This is a genomic window from Bremerella sp. TYQ1, from assembly GCF_020150455.1.
GTDB classification, from domain to species: domain Bacteria; phylum Planctomycetota; class Planctomycetia; order Pirellulales; family Pirellulaceae; genus Bremerella; species Bremerella volcania_A.
In genome coordinates this window covers 3,871,073-3,885,766 of the sequence record NZ_CP083740.1, presented here as the reverse complement: position 1 = coordinate 3,885,766, position 14,694 = coordinate 3,871,073, and the positions used below count along the sequence as shown (strand labels likewise).

Annotated in this window: 15 protein-coding genes; 4 read left to right on the top strand and 11 right to left on the bottom strand. The window is 55.9% G+C overall.

Annotated features, from left to right (window positions below; translation table 11 throughout):
• Window positions 1–82: 82 nt before the first annotated feature.
• From LA756_RS15475 to LA756_RS15440, 8 genes are all read right to left on the bottom strand, one after another.
• Window positions 83–739, bottom strand: coding sequence for a DUF6580 family putative transport protein (locus tag LA756_RS15475; protein WP_224435624.1), 657 nt, complete (start codon window positions 737–739; stop codon window positions 83–85).
• Window positions 740–836: 97 nt separating this feature from the next.
• Complete coding sequence (gene pgsW, locus LA756_RS15470) at window positions 837–1,979, bottom strand: poly-gamma-glutamate system protein (RefSeq protein WP_224435623.1); 1,143 nt, start codon at window positions 1,977–1,979, stop codon at window positions 837–839.
• A complete protein-coding gene (gene pgsC, locus LA756_RS15465) occupies window positions 1,976–2,464 on the bottom strand; it encodes a poly-gamma-glutamate biosynthesis protein PgsC (protein ID WP_224435622.1) in 489 nt (162 codons plus the stop codon). Before pgsC ends, pgsW begins: the two co-directional genes overlap by 4 nt.
• A complete protein-coding gene (gene pgsB, locus LA756_RS15460; protein ID WP_224435621.1) occupies window positions 2,461–3,654 on the bottom strand; it encodes a poly-gamma-glutamate synthase PgsB in 1,194 nt (397 codons plus the stop codon). Before pgsB ends, pgsC begins: the two co-directional genes overlap by 4 nt.
• Window positions 3,655–4,033: 379 nt before the next feature.
• Window positions 4,034–6,370, bottom strand: coding sequence for a VIT domain-containing protein (locus LA756_RS15455; protein WP_224435620.1), 2,337 nt, complete (start codon window positions 6,368–6,370; stop codon window positions 4,034–4,036).
• A gap of 181 nt (window positions 6,371–6,551) precedes the next feature.
• Window positions 6,552–7,229, bottom strand: a complete 678-nt coding sequence (locus LA756_RS15450) for a hypothetical protein (protein ID WP_224435619.1) — start codon at window positions 7,227–7,229, stop codon at window positions 6,552–6,554.
• Between the two features lie 568 nt (window positions 7,230–7,797).
• Entirely contained in the window at window positions 7,798–8,298 is a 501-nt protein-coding gene (locus tag LA756_RS15445) for a hypothetical protein (protein WP_224435618.1), read from the bottom strand.
• Between the two features lie 79 nt (window positions 8,299–8,377).
• Window positions 8,378–8,884: a transposase gene (locus LA756_RS15440; RefSeq protein ID WP_224435617.1), complete on the bottom strand. Its 507-nt coding sequence runs from the start codon at window positions 8,882–8,884 to the stop codon at window positions 8,378–8,380.
• Between the two features lie 409 nt (window positions 8,885–9,293).
• Between LA756_RS15440 and LA756_RS15435 the strand changes: the two genes are divergently transcribed.
• Window positions 9,294–10,100, top strand: coding sequence for a DUF4339 domain-containing protein (locus LA756_RS15435; RefSeq protein ID WP_224435616.1), 807 nt, complete (start codon window positions 9,294–9,296; stop codon window positions 10,098–10,100).
• 106 nt (window positions 10,101–10,206) lie between these two features.
• Here LA756_RS15435 and LA756_RS15430 read toward each other — a convergent pair whose 3' ends face one another.
• Complete coding sequence (locus LA756_RS15430) at window positions 10,207–10,629, bottom strand: hypothetical protein (protein ID WP_224435615.1); 423 nt, start codon at window positions 10,627–10,629, stop codon at window positions 10,207–10,209.
• Window positions 10,630–10,691: 62 nt separating this feature from the next.
• Window positions 10,692–11,762, bottom strand: a complete 1,071-nt coding sequence (locus LA756_RS15425) for a DUF1559 domain-containing protein (RefSeq protein WP_224435614.1) — start codon at window positions 11,760–11,762, stop codon at window positions 10,692–10,694.
• A 347-nt stretch (window positions 11,763–12,109) separates the two neighbouring features.
• On the opposite strand from LA756_RS15425, the gene LA756_RS15420 reads away from it, so the two are divergent.
• From LA756_RS15420 to LA756_RS15410, 3 genes are all read left to right on the top strand, one after another.
• Window positions 12,110–12,568 carry a hypothetical protein gene (locus tag LA756_RS15420; protein ID WP_224435613.1) on the top strand — a complete coding sequence of 153 codons (459 nt, stop codon included), beginning with the start codon at window positions 12,110–12,112 and terminating at the stop codon, window positions 12,566–12,568.
• A 249-nt stretch (window positions 12,569–12,817) separates the two neighbouring features.
• Window positions 12,818–13,255 (top strand): hypothetical protein, encoded by a 438-nt coding sequence (locus tag LA756_RS15415; RefSeq protein ID WP_224435612.1) that lies wholly within the window; start codon window positions 12,818–12,820, stop codon window positions 13,253–13,255.
• A gap of 86 nt (window positions 13,256–13,341) precedes the next feature.
• Entirely contained in the window at window positions 13,342–14,178 is an 837-nt protein-coding gene (locus LA756_RS15410) for a hypothetical protein (RefSeq protein WP_224435611.1), read from the top strand.
• Window positions 14,179–14,254: 76 nt separating this feature from the next.
• Here LA756_RS15410 and LA756_RS15405 read toward each other — a convergent pair whose 3' ends face one another.
• Window positions 14,255–14,680, bottom strand: coding sequence for a carboxypeptidase-like regulatory domain-containing protein (locus LA756_RS15405; RefSeq protein WP_224435610.1), 426 nt, complete (start codon window positions 14,678–14,680; stop codon window positions 14,255–14,257).
• Window positions 14,681–14,694: the final 14 nt, after the last annotated feature.

Genomic DNA, 14,694 nt, shown 5'->3' with positions numbered 1-14,694 from the left:
GGTTTCAAGCGACGCGACGAAGCAGATCAAAGCGTTCCTGTTATCCAGCACCCAAGTCGCTTCGTCAACGCAGGCTTAATGGCTACCGCGCGACCGAAGAACCAGGCTCGGTCGCATCGGTTGCTTCGGTTTCTCTCGGAGCAAGAGCGTTCAGCACCGCAGGGCAGAACAGCAAAACGGTTCCGATGCATGTGCCGGCCAGAAGATTACGATAGAACGGCAACGCACTGACGTAACACTGCACTAAGCCCTGAGCAGTCTTGGGGTATTCTTCCAGCGTCAGCCAACTGCCGAAGTTCGAGACCAAAAAGTAAGCCACGCTCGCCAGCACGCCCATGCCGATCGGTTTGATCCAGCTTCGATCGTTACGCAGGGCATATCCGGCCAAGATGGTCGCCGTCAGGCAAATGTAGTTGAACGGTGTACCTGGATAGAAAGCCCAGTCGAAGTGGCCCGAGGCAGCCCAAATGCCAAGATCACTCAACACGAGCGATGCCAGCATCACGCCGGCAGCCGCGTATCGATTGGACATCATCGCACCAGCGAACATCCCCACGGCCAAGATCGGTGTGAGCGACCACGGGAAGTACTGCGAAAACCAATCGTTCTGAGCACCCATCGCTGTCAACGCGTACGGTAGTACACGCAGGAAAACGCAGTAGGCCAAGCAAAGGCCCACCACCAGCCAAATCCGCAAGTGGTGGGAGCGATGGTTCGGAGTTTGGTTTTCTTCAGGCATGCCGCTACTCGTTGGTCCTCGAAAGGAAATGGATTTCGATTCCCTAAGTATCGACAAGAACCGCCCTTAGCGTCAACCGCGCCGGGGAACCGATGTTTTAAACCATCGGTTCCGGCGGACCGCTCGTTTTCTTCGGCGAAGCGACTCGCAGCAGGCGGAAACCAATGTCGGAGCGAATAAAACCGTACAGCCCCCCCACAATCAGCACCAGCAGAACAGCGGTCAGGATTCGGTTGTAGTCATTTACGATAAACACTGGCCCACTACCGATTTCCGGATAGGTCGTCGGAGGAACCGGCAGTCCGTTTTCTTCCGCGATAAGGGCCGCATTGACGATATGAATCACCGGAATCCCTTCGCGAATGAACCGCGGAGCCACGCCATCGATCTGGTCGATGTTCGGTGGAGGCAGCAAGTTGATCCCCGTTTTAAACGATTCCTTTCCAAGCGCACGCCCTGTCGAAACGACCCCGCCGCCGATGTTGATATAGCAAGCAATCGGTTTTTGGGCCGCTTGCTGCCGATAGATCTTCATCCGCTCGTCGGCACTTTCTTGGACCCGCTTTTCAATCAAAGGAAGCTTGTTCCGTTCGATCGACTTACGAATGATCTCAATGCCATTTTCCGGCAAGCCGAGCCCACGATCGTTGTCGCCACCCAGGGAAGCAGCAACGCTGCGTGTTTTCAGGATGCCTTCTTCGTACAGAATGCGTTCCATATCAATCCACAGCAGTTCCGGGATGTTGGCTCCCCATTGCGAACTGCTGCCAGAGGCAATGACGACCGGCTTGGCACCAATCGTTTCCAACGCGGACAACATACACAAGTTCAGTGCAGGGAACGAACCGCTGATACCAACGGCGACTACGTCTCCTTCTTCCACGCCTGTTTCTCGCAGCATATCGACAAAGATCGCTGCGAAGTTTGGATTCGCCGAAGCCAGCTTGGAAGGCAAGTCGCCCACCATGCTTGTGACCGCCGAGTTTGTCAGGCCGACCATTCCGCTACGCCCGGGATCGAGCGAAGGGTCGATATCGTAGCCCAGCTCGGCACGCGTGAGGTACAGCTTTTCCATGCCCCGCGCGGCCAGTTCGGTAGCTGCCAGCTTTTCATCGTAGTAACGCGTCTTGCGATCGACACGAACGTTCTCCACGATGGCGAGTCCGGCCACCGCGACCGAAGCGATCAGCATAAGCGCGGTGCGCGAAACTGTTTTAGGACGCCAATAAATCTTCTTCACAGGTGGAGTTCCGTACCGAAAGCGAGAATAAGGATCAAACGAATCGCGGTCGAGGCGATAAACAGGGCGCTCAACGTTTCGACTACCCCTTGCCGATCAAGCCAGATGGCGATCAAGCCAGGAATGATGTAGCCAATCACTTGGACCGGCTCGGTCGTTTCCATAGGCTGAGCCTGCAGCGCTTGCAGCGGAGTTAATGCCCACACTGGCAACGCATCGAACAGCGAGCGAACCAAGAAGCCGATCAAAATCATCAACACCGTGCGGCGTTTGCCATACACGATGACAATATTCGACAGCAGGTGCACCAGGAAAAACGTCAGCAGTGCAGCCACGACTGTCATGCTGATATTGACCGGCTGATCCAGGAACAACGCGAAGTAGCCTGGCACCACCATGCCGCCGGCGGCAAGTCCGAAAAGCTCGGAAAACACGAGGCTGACCGCCAGGCCAACCCCAATTGCGACTGTAATAATCCCCGTCATTTAAAGGTCTTCTGTGTACTGCGATTTGCGAAGTAGCGAACGACGTCGAGGCCGACGCCACCAATATTTGCGATCCCCATCACCAGCGATGTCTTTCCGGAATATTCCAGAATCGTCTCGAAGATGTCAGGTGCCGCGAGGTCTTCAGCGAAGACCAACTTCAGCGGATCGATGCCCGCTTCGGTGGCTGTCTTAGCGAAGATGTAAGTCCCTGTGCCGATAAGCACATAAAAGTCGGCTGCCGGCCATTTGGTGACCGATTCGCCCAGTTGCTGCGAACGGTCCGGCCGATCTTGTCGGCAGTTGACCACCAGCACGCGTCGTTCGACTTCGGGATAACGTTCCAATGCCATCGTCCAGATGCGTTCGGTCGATTCAGGATCGTTCGCGGCAAAGCCATTGACGAAGTGAATCTTGCGGCCGAAGAAATCCATCTCGTGGGCGGTCATCGCGCCAGGGTCAGGCTTCGCTTCCCACATGCCTCGCAAAGCGGTGGCGCGGTCGACACCCAAGTCGGAGCAAACCCGCAGCGCTAACGCCACGTTCTCGGCATGTTCGACGTACATGAACCCCGCGAGATCGAGCGGCGTGATCTGCTGCACGTCTTCTTCCGTGATACCGATCAACTGCGTCGCGCGGTCTTGCGAAGCATGAGCAAATACGTCGAGGTGATCTCGCTCGGCGGTGAACAGTTTCGCTTTGACGGGAACCATACCGGCCAATGCCCAAGCGACATCTTTCTCGGTCGGGCCCATCACATCCAGGTGATCTTCGCGGGCGTTGGTGATGACGCCATGCGTAGCACGAACCAGCTTCGATTCGCATAGCCACTGCAGGTTAGGACGCAAAGCCATGCACTCGATCACAAGGGCTTCCGCTTCGAACTCGACCGCCATATCGACGATGCGAACCTGTTCGATCACGTTTGCCTTCGACGGGCGAAACACAGGGTACTCGGTACCGCTAGGGACGATCATTCGCGGTAGTGTGCCGGTCGTCTTGCAGCAAGTCCGCATGCCGGAAGCTCGCAAGCCAGCGGCGATCAGCCGGGCGACGCTCGACTTGCCGCGCGTGCCGTTCACATGAACGCGAATCGGAATTTTGGAAAGCCGCTGCCGATGTCGGTAGAGCTCCCAGATTCCGTATCCGATCAAGAGACCGGCGGTAATCAAAAGAACAATAGTTGCCATGGGGCCTTGGCGATGGGGCGCCTAAGGGACCTCGGAGAGTGTCGGTTCGCAGCAAGGGTCATCCCGAGGACCGACCTGCCACTAAGCACTGGTGCATGCTGGAAATCACCGCGAGAACGATCGACGCGTTCCGCTTTTAACGCGATGAAGCCGAACCGATTTTGGGGAGGCTAGAGGGCCTCTTAGAAATACAGTTCGCTGTCGATTTCGGAAGTATGTATCGTTTTTCTCAGGCGTCAACTGGAGGAAATCTTCTTCGCCCGAAAAATAACAAACAACGCGTACTCCCGCAGTGTTCCGGATACAAAAAAGGGCCTGAGACGGTTCACCGCGTCAGGCCCAGCCGTGCCGGAATGGTTCTCGACGATGCTACGAGCTGTTACTTAATTCGATAGTACTTTCCTCGAAGCTTAACGAGCAGCGTTTCGTTGGCACGTTGCTGCGAGAGAACCTGGTTTTCTTCCTTCGTGTTCTTCGCGACTAAGTCGAAGTAGGGCTTGCTGAATCGCTCGACATCAACGATTTCGGCCTTGGCTTTTTTCGCCTCTTCGGCAGCTTCCTCATCGATCCACATCTTGTCTCGATAAAAGAGCGTTTTGTTGCCGACATTTCGCACCGACTCGACGACTCTTAGCTCATCTTTCTCGGTGTCTTGCACAACAATGCCTGAGGCACGTCCACCGAAGCCACCACCCCCCATACCCATGCCTGCCGCGGCATCGGCACTTTCCGCCGCTGGCATCGGACCGGAAGCGGCCGGCACGTTCTGAGCGTTCTGGTAAAGCTGCTTCGCCGCACGTTGCGAGAATGCCGATCGCCCTGACGTTTCCGCCAACTTCTCGGTTTCGGTTCGTAGTCGTCGCAAGCTGATCGAGCCACCGAAGCGAGCATCAGCGAGTTCTTCAACCGACTGATTTTCATCCGCGAGAAAACTGGTGTACGGCGTCAAGATTCCATGATCGGTCGAAAGCTGAACGAGTTCGGTCATCAGCTCGTCGTTTTTCCCATGGAGATCCATTTCGTCGATGATCTGGCCGATCCGGCGAATGGCCCACAGCTTCTCGACGAAAGCGTTCGACTGGTCTCGACTTTCTTTGATAAAGTCTGCGCCAAAGTTAAACGACTCTTGCGCCCCGTTTACTTTGCCTGTGATCGTGATTTTGGCTTTGCCGTGCTTCTTGTATCGGCCGACTTGGACCAGTTGTTCGCCCTCGAATAGATCGACGATATCCTTTGGCATTAAACGGTTTACGAAGCTGTTGCCACCCTCTTCCAGATCGAACTTGATCTTCACGTCGGTCATTACCGGGGCATTGATCTTCCGATACAGCCGAGCCACGTGTTCTTCCAGATCTTCATCCGGGCGAACGTATTGGCTTTGCCCTTTGATCTCCCGCGACAGGCGGTCCATCAGGCGGCTGTTGACGTCGTAACCTACGCCGAAGTTGATCATGCGAGCGTCGTAACTATTGTTGGCTTTTGCGTTTGCGACGATCTTCATTTCGTTCGTCTCGCCGTTGGTTGGGCGACCATCCGAGAGGAACAAGATGTAGCACGGCCGATCGTCGTCTTGGACCATCTTCATCGCCGAAGTCAAAGCGCCGTCTATATTTGTGCTTCCTCCCGCGTAAAGTCCGTCGACGAAACCGATCGCTTCAGTCACGCTCTTTTTGTCCGCTTTCTGCAGCTCCGGCTTGAAGCTTTCCACGTCGCTGTCGTAGGCAACGATATTGAATAAGTCCTTGTCGTTTAAGTGGTTAAGGACGTACTTGGCTGCCTCGCGAGCCTGGTCCATCTTCTCGCCACTCATGCTTCCTGAACGATCCACAACGAACAGGACGGTCTTTTTCGGGGGCTCTTCATTGGCATCACGAGGTGGCGGTGAGGCGAGCATCAGGAAGAAGCCTTCCTCGCTCTTTTGAGGTCTGTAGCTAATCACGCTTGCCGATAACTTCTGGTTGTTGCTTTCGAAGAAGAGTCGAAAGTCGTTGTCAGGTAGGAAGTTATCCTTCTCGAATTTCACCACGGCACGCTTGTTTCCGTTGCGCGTGATGTCGACGTCGTGGGTCGGGCTATAGATGCTTTTCAGCTTCTGGCCGGCCTCAATCGAGAGTCGAACTTTCACTTTCTCGACCGGTTTGTCGGTGTATTTGGCGGTCGAAAGGGGGAAAAGAAAGTCCGTCAGCCGACCGTCCTTCTTTAAGAGCTGGCTGTAAGTGATGTTCACCTCACGACTTGCGCCAGCAGGTACGGGGAACACGCTTGTCTGAAACATGCCGGTTCCTGTCCATTCCAGTAATGCAGGATCCTTGTTGGAACGAACAATCGATTCGTACACTTCCCGGGCTTTATCTTTGGGGAGCAGTTTTGCCGGAAACTCTTTGCCATCAACCATTAACGTCAAACTGTCGATCGCTCCGTCGTAGGGCAGGGGGAAGAGGAACGAGACCTCCATCTGGCGGCTGCCGGTGTTCGTAAACTCCTGAGCCACTTGCACTTGCGCGACCTGGTCTTTGATGTTCGCATTCACTTCCAGTTTGGTGATTTTGTAAGACTGGGGTGGTGGCGTGGGTTGCGGGGTTGGAATTGGGCGTGGCAGGGGGATCGGGTGCGGGTGATGGATTACGATCACCCCCTGCGCGGTCGCGACGGCCGCTGTGAACGCGACGCAAAGTGCTGTTAGAAAAGAGGTTGCGAGAACTGTCGTCCGGGTCATGGGGATGTCTCCCAAGCGAAGGAGGTGCGCTGGTGGTCTTCCGGTGAGACGACCTCGGCCGCCCAGCGGATTTGAGTTTCCGCAGAAATTTCAGCGACATTCGCACCAAGCCCCAAGCAGGCTTCATGCAAAAGTGGTTAATAAAACTTGTAGAGTGTGCGCAAACTTGTTTACAATGCGCTTAAGCTGCTCGACGCGCTTGCCGCTGGTACAGAATTGAGTTGCCTTCTTTGCCGACGATACCTAAGGCCCCAGTCTTGCGCAACGTGTAGACCATCTTTTGGGCAATCCAGCGCGGCCGCTCCAGCTTGGTGGCCAAGTCGCCGGTGTGAAACTGGCGAGGCAGGCCCGTGGGCAAAAGCTTGAGAAGGTCGGCAGCGCGTTTGAATCGATGCGAAGAAACGATCTCGGTCAGCGTCTGATCTTCCACGACGAAGTCGTTTTCCCGCCGCCGGCGCCGCTTGCCATGGCCGGGGTAGCGGATCTCTTCGATCTCGACCAGCGGGATCTCCAGCGTCAGGTTTTCGTGCGGAAAGACATTGGTAAAGTGTACCAGTTCCTCGAAGACGCTGTACACGTCGCACCGCTTTGGGCTGTAGCGAGCCGAGACGATCTCGCCCCCTTTTTTGTCGCGGCGAACGACCTTTTTGCGAGCCACAATCGGTTTCACGACGCGGACTTTGTGGTCGTCGCACAGCACGCGAATCTTGTCTCGGATGGCGGCCAGACCTGACCACTGCACCTCGATCAGTTGCCCCCTGGCCACGGCATCAATGATGTACCGCCCCAACCGAACCTCGGTCTCGGCCTTCTTCCCGGCGTAATGCGCTTTCAGAGCTTTATGAAGTGAGGTTTCCATCCGTGGAAATAGGCAGTTCTGTGGAATCGAGTGATGCGAAAGGGTACCTTTTAAGCGAAAAGGAAGATTGATGGTAGGCGAGTTGGTGGGCTGACCGTCCCTAGAAGAACAATCGGTCGGGCTTCAACACGTGCGCCGCTCACAAATGTCTCTTAGGGAAAATCGTGTAGGGTCCGCTGTGCGAACGCCGCGCACGTCGTCAGCACCTCAAACACGTCCCATCAAGGATTCGGCCCTGAACCATTGCGGCCGACTTGGAATCGACTTTAAACCTGGGGGTCCGCGTCCGCACAGCGGACCCTACGTGACTCCAAACATGTCCCATCAAGGATTCGACCTTGAACCATTGCGGCCAACTTGGAATCGACTTTAAACCTGGAGCCCGCGTCCGCACAGCGGACCCTACGTGACTCAAGATGCACTTCAATGAAGGCCAAAGGGGACTGCTTGTTGAAGTAAGGAATGTTACGATAACCAAAATGAGTATTGAGGTGAGTGAATTCCGAGCTGTCTCAGTGTGGCAGCAGCGGTAGGGCATACTATATTCGAAACGTGTAGTTTCTCAGTTTTAAACATACAACGAAATGGATTTGTCGTTATTGTCAATCAATCGAACCAGGTCGGATAGATTCCCTGCTACAACGGAGACTTCTTCAAACTCCGGTTCAGATCCAGCGACCAACCTCGAATCACCCTGTCGGATGCTAATATGGGAGTAATATCCGTTCTTTACCGATAGGATGAAAGGACAGTGACTATCCCAAAATCTAGTAATTTCCTCCTGCCAATCCGAATCGTCCGACGCAACCGAGAGAGTGTCTAGTTCCCATTGATTCCATACAAATGCCGAATCAGACCCGCCGTAAAGTTCACCCTTTGTTACGCACCACGCTTGTTCGTCTGGTGAAACAGCGTGATCGACACAGGCGATAAAGTCGAGGAACTCCTTAGGAAGCCACTTGTACCGATTTAGAAAGTAGGCGGGTAATTCACGATCATCACTTGCTTCGGCAACATCCCACCCTAAATCAAGCAGTTTTCGGATAGCCAATTCACTAAATTGTTCCATCTTATAATCCCATCTGTTTCTTAATTCTATTGATTATTTTTTGCTCTGTTGAACACCCAACATCGTTAACCTCTCCCAACTAACGCCGCAGGGCGTAGGTCAGGACTTTCAGGGCGGCTTCGGTCAGCATGGCTGTTGGCTTTCTCGCGGAAAGGGTCGAACCTACGGTTCTTTTCAGCCCGCTCATGAACGATTCCACCTTCCAGCGTTTCGTGTAGCCTGAGTTCTTGAGGTTTTCCTCGGTCATCAGTGGGCGATATTCGCCGCCAAGCGTTCCGTCTCGCCGGTGTGTTACCGGTGGGATCCAGCTTTCTGCCTTCCAAAACTCTCGGGAGAAAACGTGAACCCAGTCGGCATCGTAGCCTGCGTCGGCGAATAGTTTTTTGGGCATGATGGCCTGGGCTGACTTGCCCATCAGCTCCATCGCTTCGCACTTGTCGTTGCCAGGGCCCCAGCTCAAAATCATGCCTGCTGGCAGAAGTGACCCGACCAGCACGCAGACCGACAGCTTCACGAACTTCTTTCGCTTGTTGCCGCTGCGGGCTCGGAAGTCCTGTAGGGTCCGCTGTGCGGACGCCGTCACCACTCCAAACACGTCCCATCAAGGATTCGGCCCTGAGTCATTGTGGCCGACTTGGAATCGGTTTCAAACCTGGTGCCCGCGTCCGCACAGCGGACCCTACGTGACGAGCCATCACAATCATCTGACTTGGCAACGTGGCACTGCTGTCCGATCAAATCTAACGTGTGCCACTTACCTCTGGCCAGTGGTTTTTGGGGAAGGGTGATCGGCAGGTCAAAACGTTTGGGGACTTCGCCTTGATGGGCTGCCGGGGGCATGCGTTGTTGCGGAATCTTGGCGGTGCTGGTCGGTGTCTTCTGTTCCCTCACCAACATTCCGTTGGATCTGCATTCGGCGTGGGGGTAGACTGGGGGCCGAGTTGGCTTTGGGGGTGTGAGACGTTTGATCAGGCGTGTTTTGCCAGGGCTGTGGGATGGCTAAGAGTTGGTATTACCGAGTTGGCAACGCGATGCATGGGCCGATTGGGTTTTCGCAGCTGCAGCAGTTGGCAGGCAGTGGGGTGGTTACCGCGGAGACCAAAGTTCGCGAAGGGGAGCTGGGGAAGTGGACTTCCGCTTCGCAGGTTTCGGGGCTGTTGAGTGGCGAGTCGTTGGTCGAAACGTTGCCGGTCGCGGCGTCTCTTGTCGAGCCGCAATTGGTGGAACCGCAGCTGGTTGAGCCAGAGCCTTCTCGCGGGCGGATGACGCTGAAGGAAGTCGCGGCGCGGCATCATGCGAAGGCTCAGATCACGCTGACGATGCTGCTGGACAACCCTCGGCAGTTTCTCGATCCGCTAGGAGAGAAAGAATCGCCGGCGATTCGCGAGGCGCTGGAAGAAGTCGATCGGGCTTTGCAATTGCGGCCGGAGGATACTGAATTTCTTAAGACGAAGGCACTGCTGCTGTGGCATGGCTTGGGGCGCGTGGACGAGGCGCAGAAGCTGTTGGACTTGGCCGCGACGCTGAGCCCGCGCGATGTGACGATTCCACCTCTGCGGCAGAAGACGGAGGCTTCCTGCTTTCTGGCCACGGCAGCGTACGGGACGACTCTTTCTTCAGAGCTGGACGTTCTGCGGCAATGGCGAGACGAACGGTTGAATCCTTCGCCATGGGGCAGCGTGCTGGTGAAAGCGTATTACTGGGCGAGTCCATCGATTGCGCGATGGGTGAGACGATCGCCCTGGCTGCGGCGAATGACGCGGCGGCTGTTGTGCGGCGTGATTAAGCGGCTGAAGCGGTAGCCAGGCTTGGGCTTAGAAAGCACGATCGGCGGACTTGGGCCTAGGCCGAGCGATAGGCAGAGTCGGGCTTCCACCGATGCGGAGCCCGACGTCGCCTAACGAAGCGTTACTTCTTTTTCGTCAGCGTGAAGTCGTACGACTCGTTGCCGTCGGTGACTTCGATTTCGCTGGGCTCGATTTGCAGACCGGTGAACGGGCTGGGAGCCTTGTTGGCGTTTTCGCGAGTATCTTCCGGCAGCGGTGCGCTGTAACGGACTCGCTTTTTGCCAGGAACGACACCATCGCTGGTGCCGTAGGTTCCGGCCGCGTAGGTGCCGTCAGGGTTGATCTTGGCGGCAGCTGGCTTGCCGACCATGGCCTGATCGGAACCGGAGACAGGAACGAAATCGAGCGTGCCTTCGGTGACTGGCTTGCCGTCGAAGGTCACCGTTCCTTGAACGGGGACGGTATCGAACGCCCCTTTCGAGCTGCAGCCAATCGCTGCCATTAGGGCGATCAGCAGCGGAAGTGTTGTGAACAGTCGGGTCATCTTACCCACATCCTTAGCAATAAGTATTGGAATGAACGGATCGTGAGAAACGTGCGAACGTCTTAGAACGAACCGGTCACGTTGCCGTCGTTACGACCAGCCATGTAGCTGTAAATGTCGGTGTTGATGTTTTCGCTAAGGAACGAAACCGAACCGTCGCAGTAAACGAACTGGGCACCGCCTGGGTGTTGGCTGCCGAAGCTTTGATCGGACGCGTCGCCCAACTTGCGGTTGATGTAGAACTGGCTGTTAGCCATTCGCAGCACGCCGCCCAGGCGTCGCATGGCACAGCAGAAGCCGTTGGCACCTGCCCAGATTGGATAGCGAGTATCGGTGGTGGTGCTGGGGTTCACATGTTCGGAAACAGAGACTTCGCCGATGGCGATCGTGTTGCTGGTACCGTCGGTGATGTCGGCGAAGCGACGCATCCAGGTATCGGTGTTGCTACCGTCGGCGCCGAAGACGCCATTCATCGAAACGCCCCAGTAGTTGCGGCCGAGCGAGCCAGGCGACTGGCCACCTTCGGTTGCGGTATCCCAAGGGAACGAGTTGGGCATGTTCGGAGCGGTACCGCCATAGTTGGAGCCCATGCAGCCGAGGTAGTTGCTTTTCGCGAAGCCGTTGTCTTCCGTTTCAGGAAGGATGTCGCTTGGGCAGATGAACGCTTGAATCACTTGAGTGGCACCCCCTTCGCCGGCGATAGCGCTGCCGGTGTTTGGATTGACAACCGCGGTTGGGTTGGTGGTGCTTGTTGTGCTGTCGTAGGTATCGACGTTGATGTGCGAGCCTGACTTGTAAACCAGGAACGCCGGTGGAACGTTCGAGGCGGCGCGGGTCGTCATCGCGGTGTAGATATTGTTCTGTTCGATGTAAGGAAGCAGGTAGACGCCCCAGCCCCAGTTGTTCATGTCGTCGTCGGTGGTGCCCACAGGGAAGGCGCCGTAGGTGTCGTGGAAGTTGTGCAGCGCGAGGCCCATCTGCTTCAAGTTGTTCGAGCACTGAATACGTCGAGCCGCTTCGCGAGCCTGTTGAACGGCAGGCAGCAGCAGCGCGATCAGCACTCCAATAATGGCGATAACCACCAGAAGTTCGACGAGCGTGAACCCCTTTTTGCTTGGTGTGACGTGCGACATAGATTTACGACCTCTAGATAAAAAATGAAAACGTTGCGCTCCGGTGAGCAGCAAATGACCACCCGCGAAGACAGGCACGATCGCGCCTGTTTAGTGGTAGGGACAATTTGAGTTTATGGAGCGAATTTCGCCTCGGCAAGTTAAGAAATCGCAATGTGCAAATTGGCAATGAGCATGGTGCAAAATGAAAACTTCGCCGACCATTTCGAGCCGCGGAAGGCCGCAAATCCGGGGCAAAATTGCCTTTGCTGGCGTTTTTCTCTTGACCGTTCGCCAGGCCGTTTTCGCGAAAAGAGGTATCCGCCGCAACAGATGGCACTGGACCCTTAAGAGAGAGTGATCTTCCCATGTCCGAAATCAGCCAGCCTCCGCATCCAGGCGAATCATCGCGCTCCCATCAGGTCACTCTCGGCGAGATGATGGCCACCGTTACGATGTACGCGTCCGTCATCGGTTTGGTGGCCACCGCCGGCAGGGCCGATGTCTTCTTGGGAGCGGAGGGGCACGCGATCTCCGCGGTTGTTGCCTTCGTCACGGCGGTCGTGCCGATGGGAATGATGCTGGGAGTCACCGCCATGCTTTCAGAACGCTGGAACCGACGCTACTTGCCGGTTCTGCTGATCGCGCCACCTTACAGCATGCTGCTGGGCGTCCTAAGCGGACTGATCGTCGACGCGATCGGCTCGCGAGGCGTCCACTGGCCAGGCATCGGCGGCATCTTCATGATCGCCGGAGCCTGCATCACCGCGTCGTTCCTGTCATCGCTCGCGGCGACAAGCTTTTTGATCCGCTGGGAGAGCCGGTGACAGGGGAGGGCGGACCTGTGAGAAGTGTCGCCGTAGGCTGAGTCGCGACCCTGCGATTTCTAACCACGGCCTGAGTCCATCCTGGCGTTTCATTCATGACTTCTTCGCAGGCTTCCGGTTATGCTGTAAGCCGCTGAAGTGTTTTCGCTGGGGCACGACCCAACCTACGTAGCTTTCATAGAGGCGGCAAAAGGTTTAGGAGTTGCGTGCCGTTAGGCTGTTGTGTTTGGGACGAGATAGAAGGATTCCATGAGTTCACGTCGATTCTCACTTGTTAATTTACTTTTGCTACAAGCATCATTGGCGGTGGCATTCTTTTTGTCTCCCTATATCGGATGGACTGGGGTGGGACTGCTTTGTTTTGTCGGAGCCGGCATGGCCTTTTTCGACGTGTTGAGTTCGATGGATCAGCGCGACGGGAAGGAGGTTGATCCGCTGCCGGGGCATCTCGCTTATCGGATGGTAAGTGGTTTGATCGGAGCGGCGTTTGGCGCCCTGTTTGGGTTCGGAGTGATGGTGGCCGTGACGTTGGCAAGTGGTACGCTGTCACTTCAATGGTTGACCCATGTCGTTTCGGCAAGCTGCCTGGTCGGGGCGGCCATTTGTGCCAGCTTTGTAACTGTCGGCCGCCGACTTAGTAAATGTACCGGGGCGATTTATGCGATTGTTATGATGCTGGGGAACTGACTGCTAACAAGGCTTTGTGTGGATCGGGATCGCATTACCGGCAAAGCAATGCCTGGCGTCTGGGGCTGTTCATCAAAGGGGCACGTGTGACGGAGCTTTCGGATCGAGAGAATCGCTCGGCGGCTGGGGTGCCGGAGGGTATGCTCTGGTTAGTGATCTATGCGTTGGTTCTGTTCACTATCTTCTATACCGACCCGGTCCGTGGGGCCTGTTTTGTCGCCTCAGTGTTTGGCTTTTGGTTGGTGGCCGGGAGTGGTGAAGTTTGGCTTCGATCGGTTGTCTCAATGTTCACGCTCGGCGGTATGCTGATCGGAGTCGCCTTGATGGAGCGGAAAATTGATGGCGAGCAGTTGGATGAGCTTGGTTGTTTGCTGTTGGCGTACCTAGTCGCGTCGTTGGTGCTGACATGGATGTTGAGCTGGGCTTTGCCATGGGGGCTGCGTGTGCCGCCGCGGCTAGATCAGGTGTTGTTGAAAGATATCGGCGGCTGGATGGTGCTGCTGGGGCTGATCTTTGCGTTCATTCGCAGCGCCGTTCACTTCGATAAAGACTTGCAGAAGGTGTTCGCGTGGGACTGGCAAAGTCCCTTGATCATGATCGTGCCGACGACGTTGGCGGTCTGCCTAACGTGCAGTTGGCAACTGTTGCCGGGCAAGTATCGCAGCAGTCAGCGGGCCAACGTGATCTTGCTGCTGGCGATTCTCGTCGGGCCATTGATCTCGACGGTGGTGCTTGACCCTTCCGCTGACATGGGGGCCGGCCGCCGGATGGCGTTCTTTGTGATACTGCACAGCCTGATAGGGTTCGGGGCGTCGTTGATGGTTTGGCTGTTGGAACTGGCCGGATTCTTCTCGCCGGAGCAGCGCAGTATGAATGCCCAGTCAGGGAACATTAAAGACATCGCCCAGGAAGATTGGGGCTAAACTCGAGACGTTATCAGGCCATGTCCAACTTGGATTGAGACATGGCCCGATGTGAGTTTGCTGCAAGTGCGTCTGGTTATTTCGACTCGAGTGGAAAGTCGATTTCGTTTTTCCCTTGCTCGACCGTGGCGGATAGGGTCGTGCGTTTGTTGTACTTAGTGGGAATCTTTTCGGTTCGCTTCTTGTGGGCATCCTCGATCGTTTCAGGGCGGAACCATGTCGTGATTTCGACGTCGTATTCCCCTGGTTCGGCGCCTCGGATATCGCGGACGTAGATCAGTTCGTAGTTGCCTTCTGCGTCGGTAACCCCCATCGCTGGACGACCGGAGGAAGGGGAGAAGCGAACCAAAGCTTCCGGCAGTGGCTGGCCATCCATGGTGACTTGGCCGGTGACCTGGCCGAGATCGGAGTACTCGCCGGAAGAGCAGCCGATAGCGGAAATCAGAAGCAGCAATACGCCGCTTTGCGATAAGACGCGAAGCGAAGACATAGCAGGTAGCATAGGTTGTTATCCAT

What these genes read in the sequence shown, in the direction of transcription:
- LA756_RS15475 (WP_224435624.1), bottom strand. Translation starts at nt 739, where the DNA reads ATGCCTGAAGAAAACCAAACTCCGAACCATCGCTCCCACCACTTGCGG.
- pgsC (WP_224435622.1), bottom strand. Translation starts at nt 2,464, where the DNA reads ATGACGGGGATTATTACAGTCGCAATTGGGGTTGGCCTGGCGGTCAGC.
- pgsB (WP_224435621.1), bottom strand. Translation starts at nt 3,654, where the DNA reads ATGGCAACTATTGTTCTTTTGATTACCGCCGGTCTCTTGATCGGATAC.
- LA756_RS15455 (WP_224435620.1), bottom strand. Translation starts at nt 6,370, where the DNA reads ATGACCCGGACGACAGTTCTCGCAACCTCTTTTCTAACAGCACTTTGC.
- LA756_RS15450 (WP_224435619.1), bottom strand. Translation starts at nt 7,229, where the DNA reads ATGGAAACCTCACTTCATAAAGCTCTGAAAGCGCATTACGCCGGGAAG.
- LA756_RS15445 (WP_224435618.1), bottom strand. Translation starts at nt 8,298, where the DNA reads ATGGAACAATTTAGTGAATTGGCTATCCGAAAACTGCTTGATTTAGGG.
- LA756_RS15435 (WP_224435616.1), top strand. Translation starts at nt 9,294, where the DNA reads ATGGCTAAGAGTTGGTATTACCGAGTTGGCAACGCGATGCATGGGCCG.
- LA756_RS15430 (WP_224435615.1), bottom strand. Translation starts at nt 10,629, where the DNA reads ATGACCCGACTGTTCACAACACTTCCGCTGCTGATCGCCCTAATGGCA.
- LA756_RS15425 (WP_224435614.1), bottom strand. Translation starts at nt 11,762, where the DNA reads ATGTCGCACGTCACACCAAGCAAAAAGGGGTTCACGCTCGTCGAACTT.
- LA756_RS15420 (WP_224435613.1), top strand. Translation starts at nt 12,110, where the DNA reads ATGTCCGAAATCAGCCAGCCTCCGCATCCAGGCGAATCATCGCGCTCC.
- LA756_RS15415 (WP_224435612.1), top strand. Translation starts at nt 12,818, where the DNA reads ATGAGTTCACGTCGATTCTCACTTGTTAATTTACTTTTGCTACAAGCA.
- LA756_RS15405 (WP_224435610.1), bottom strand. Translation starts at nt 14,680, where the DNA reads ATGCTACCTGCTATGTCTTCGCTTCGCGTCTTATCGCAAAGCGGCGTA.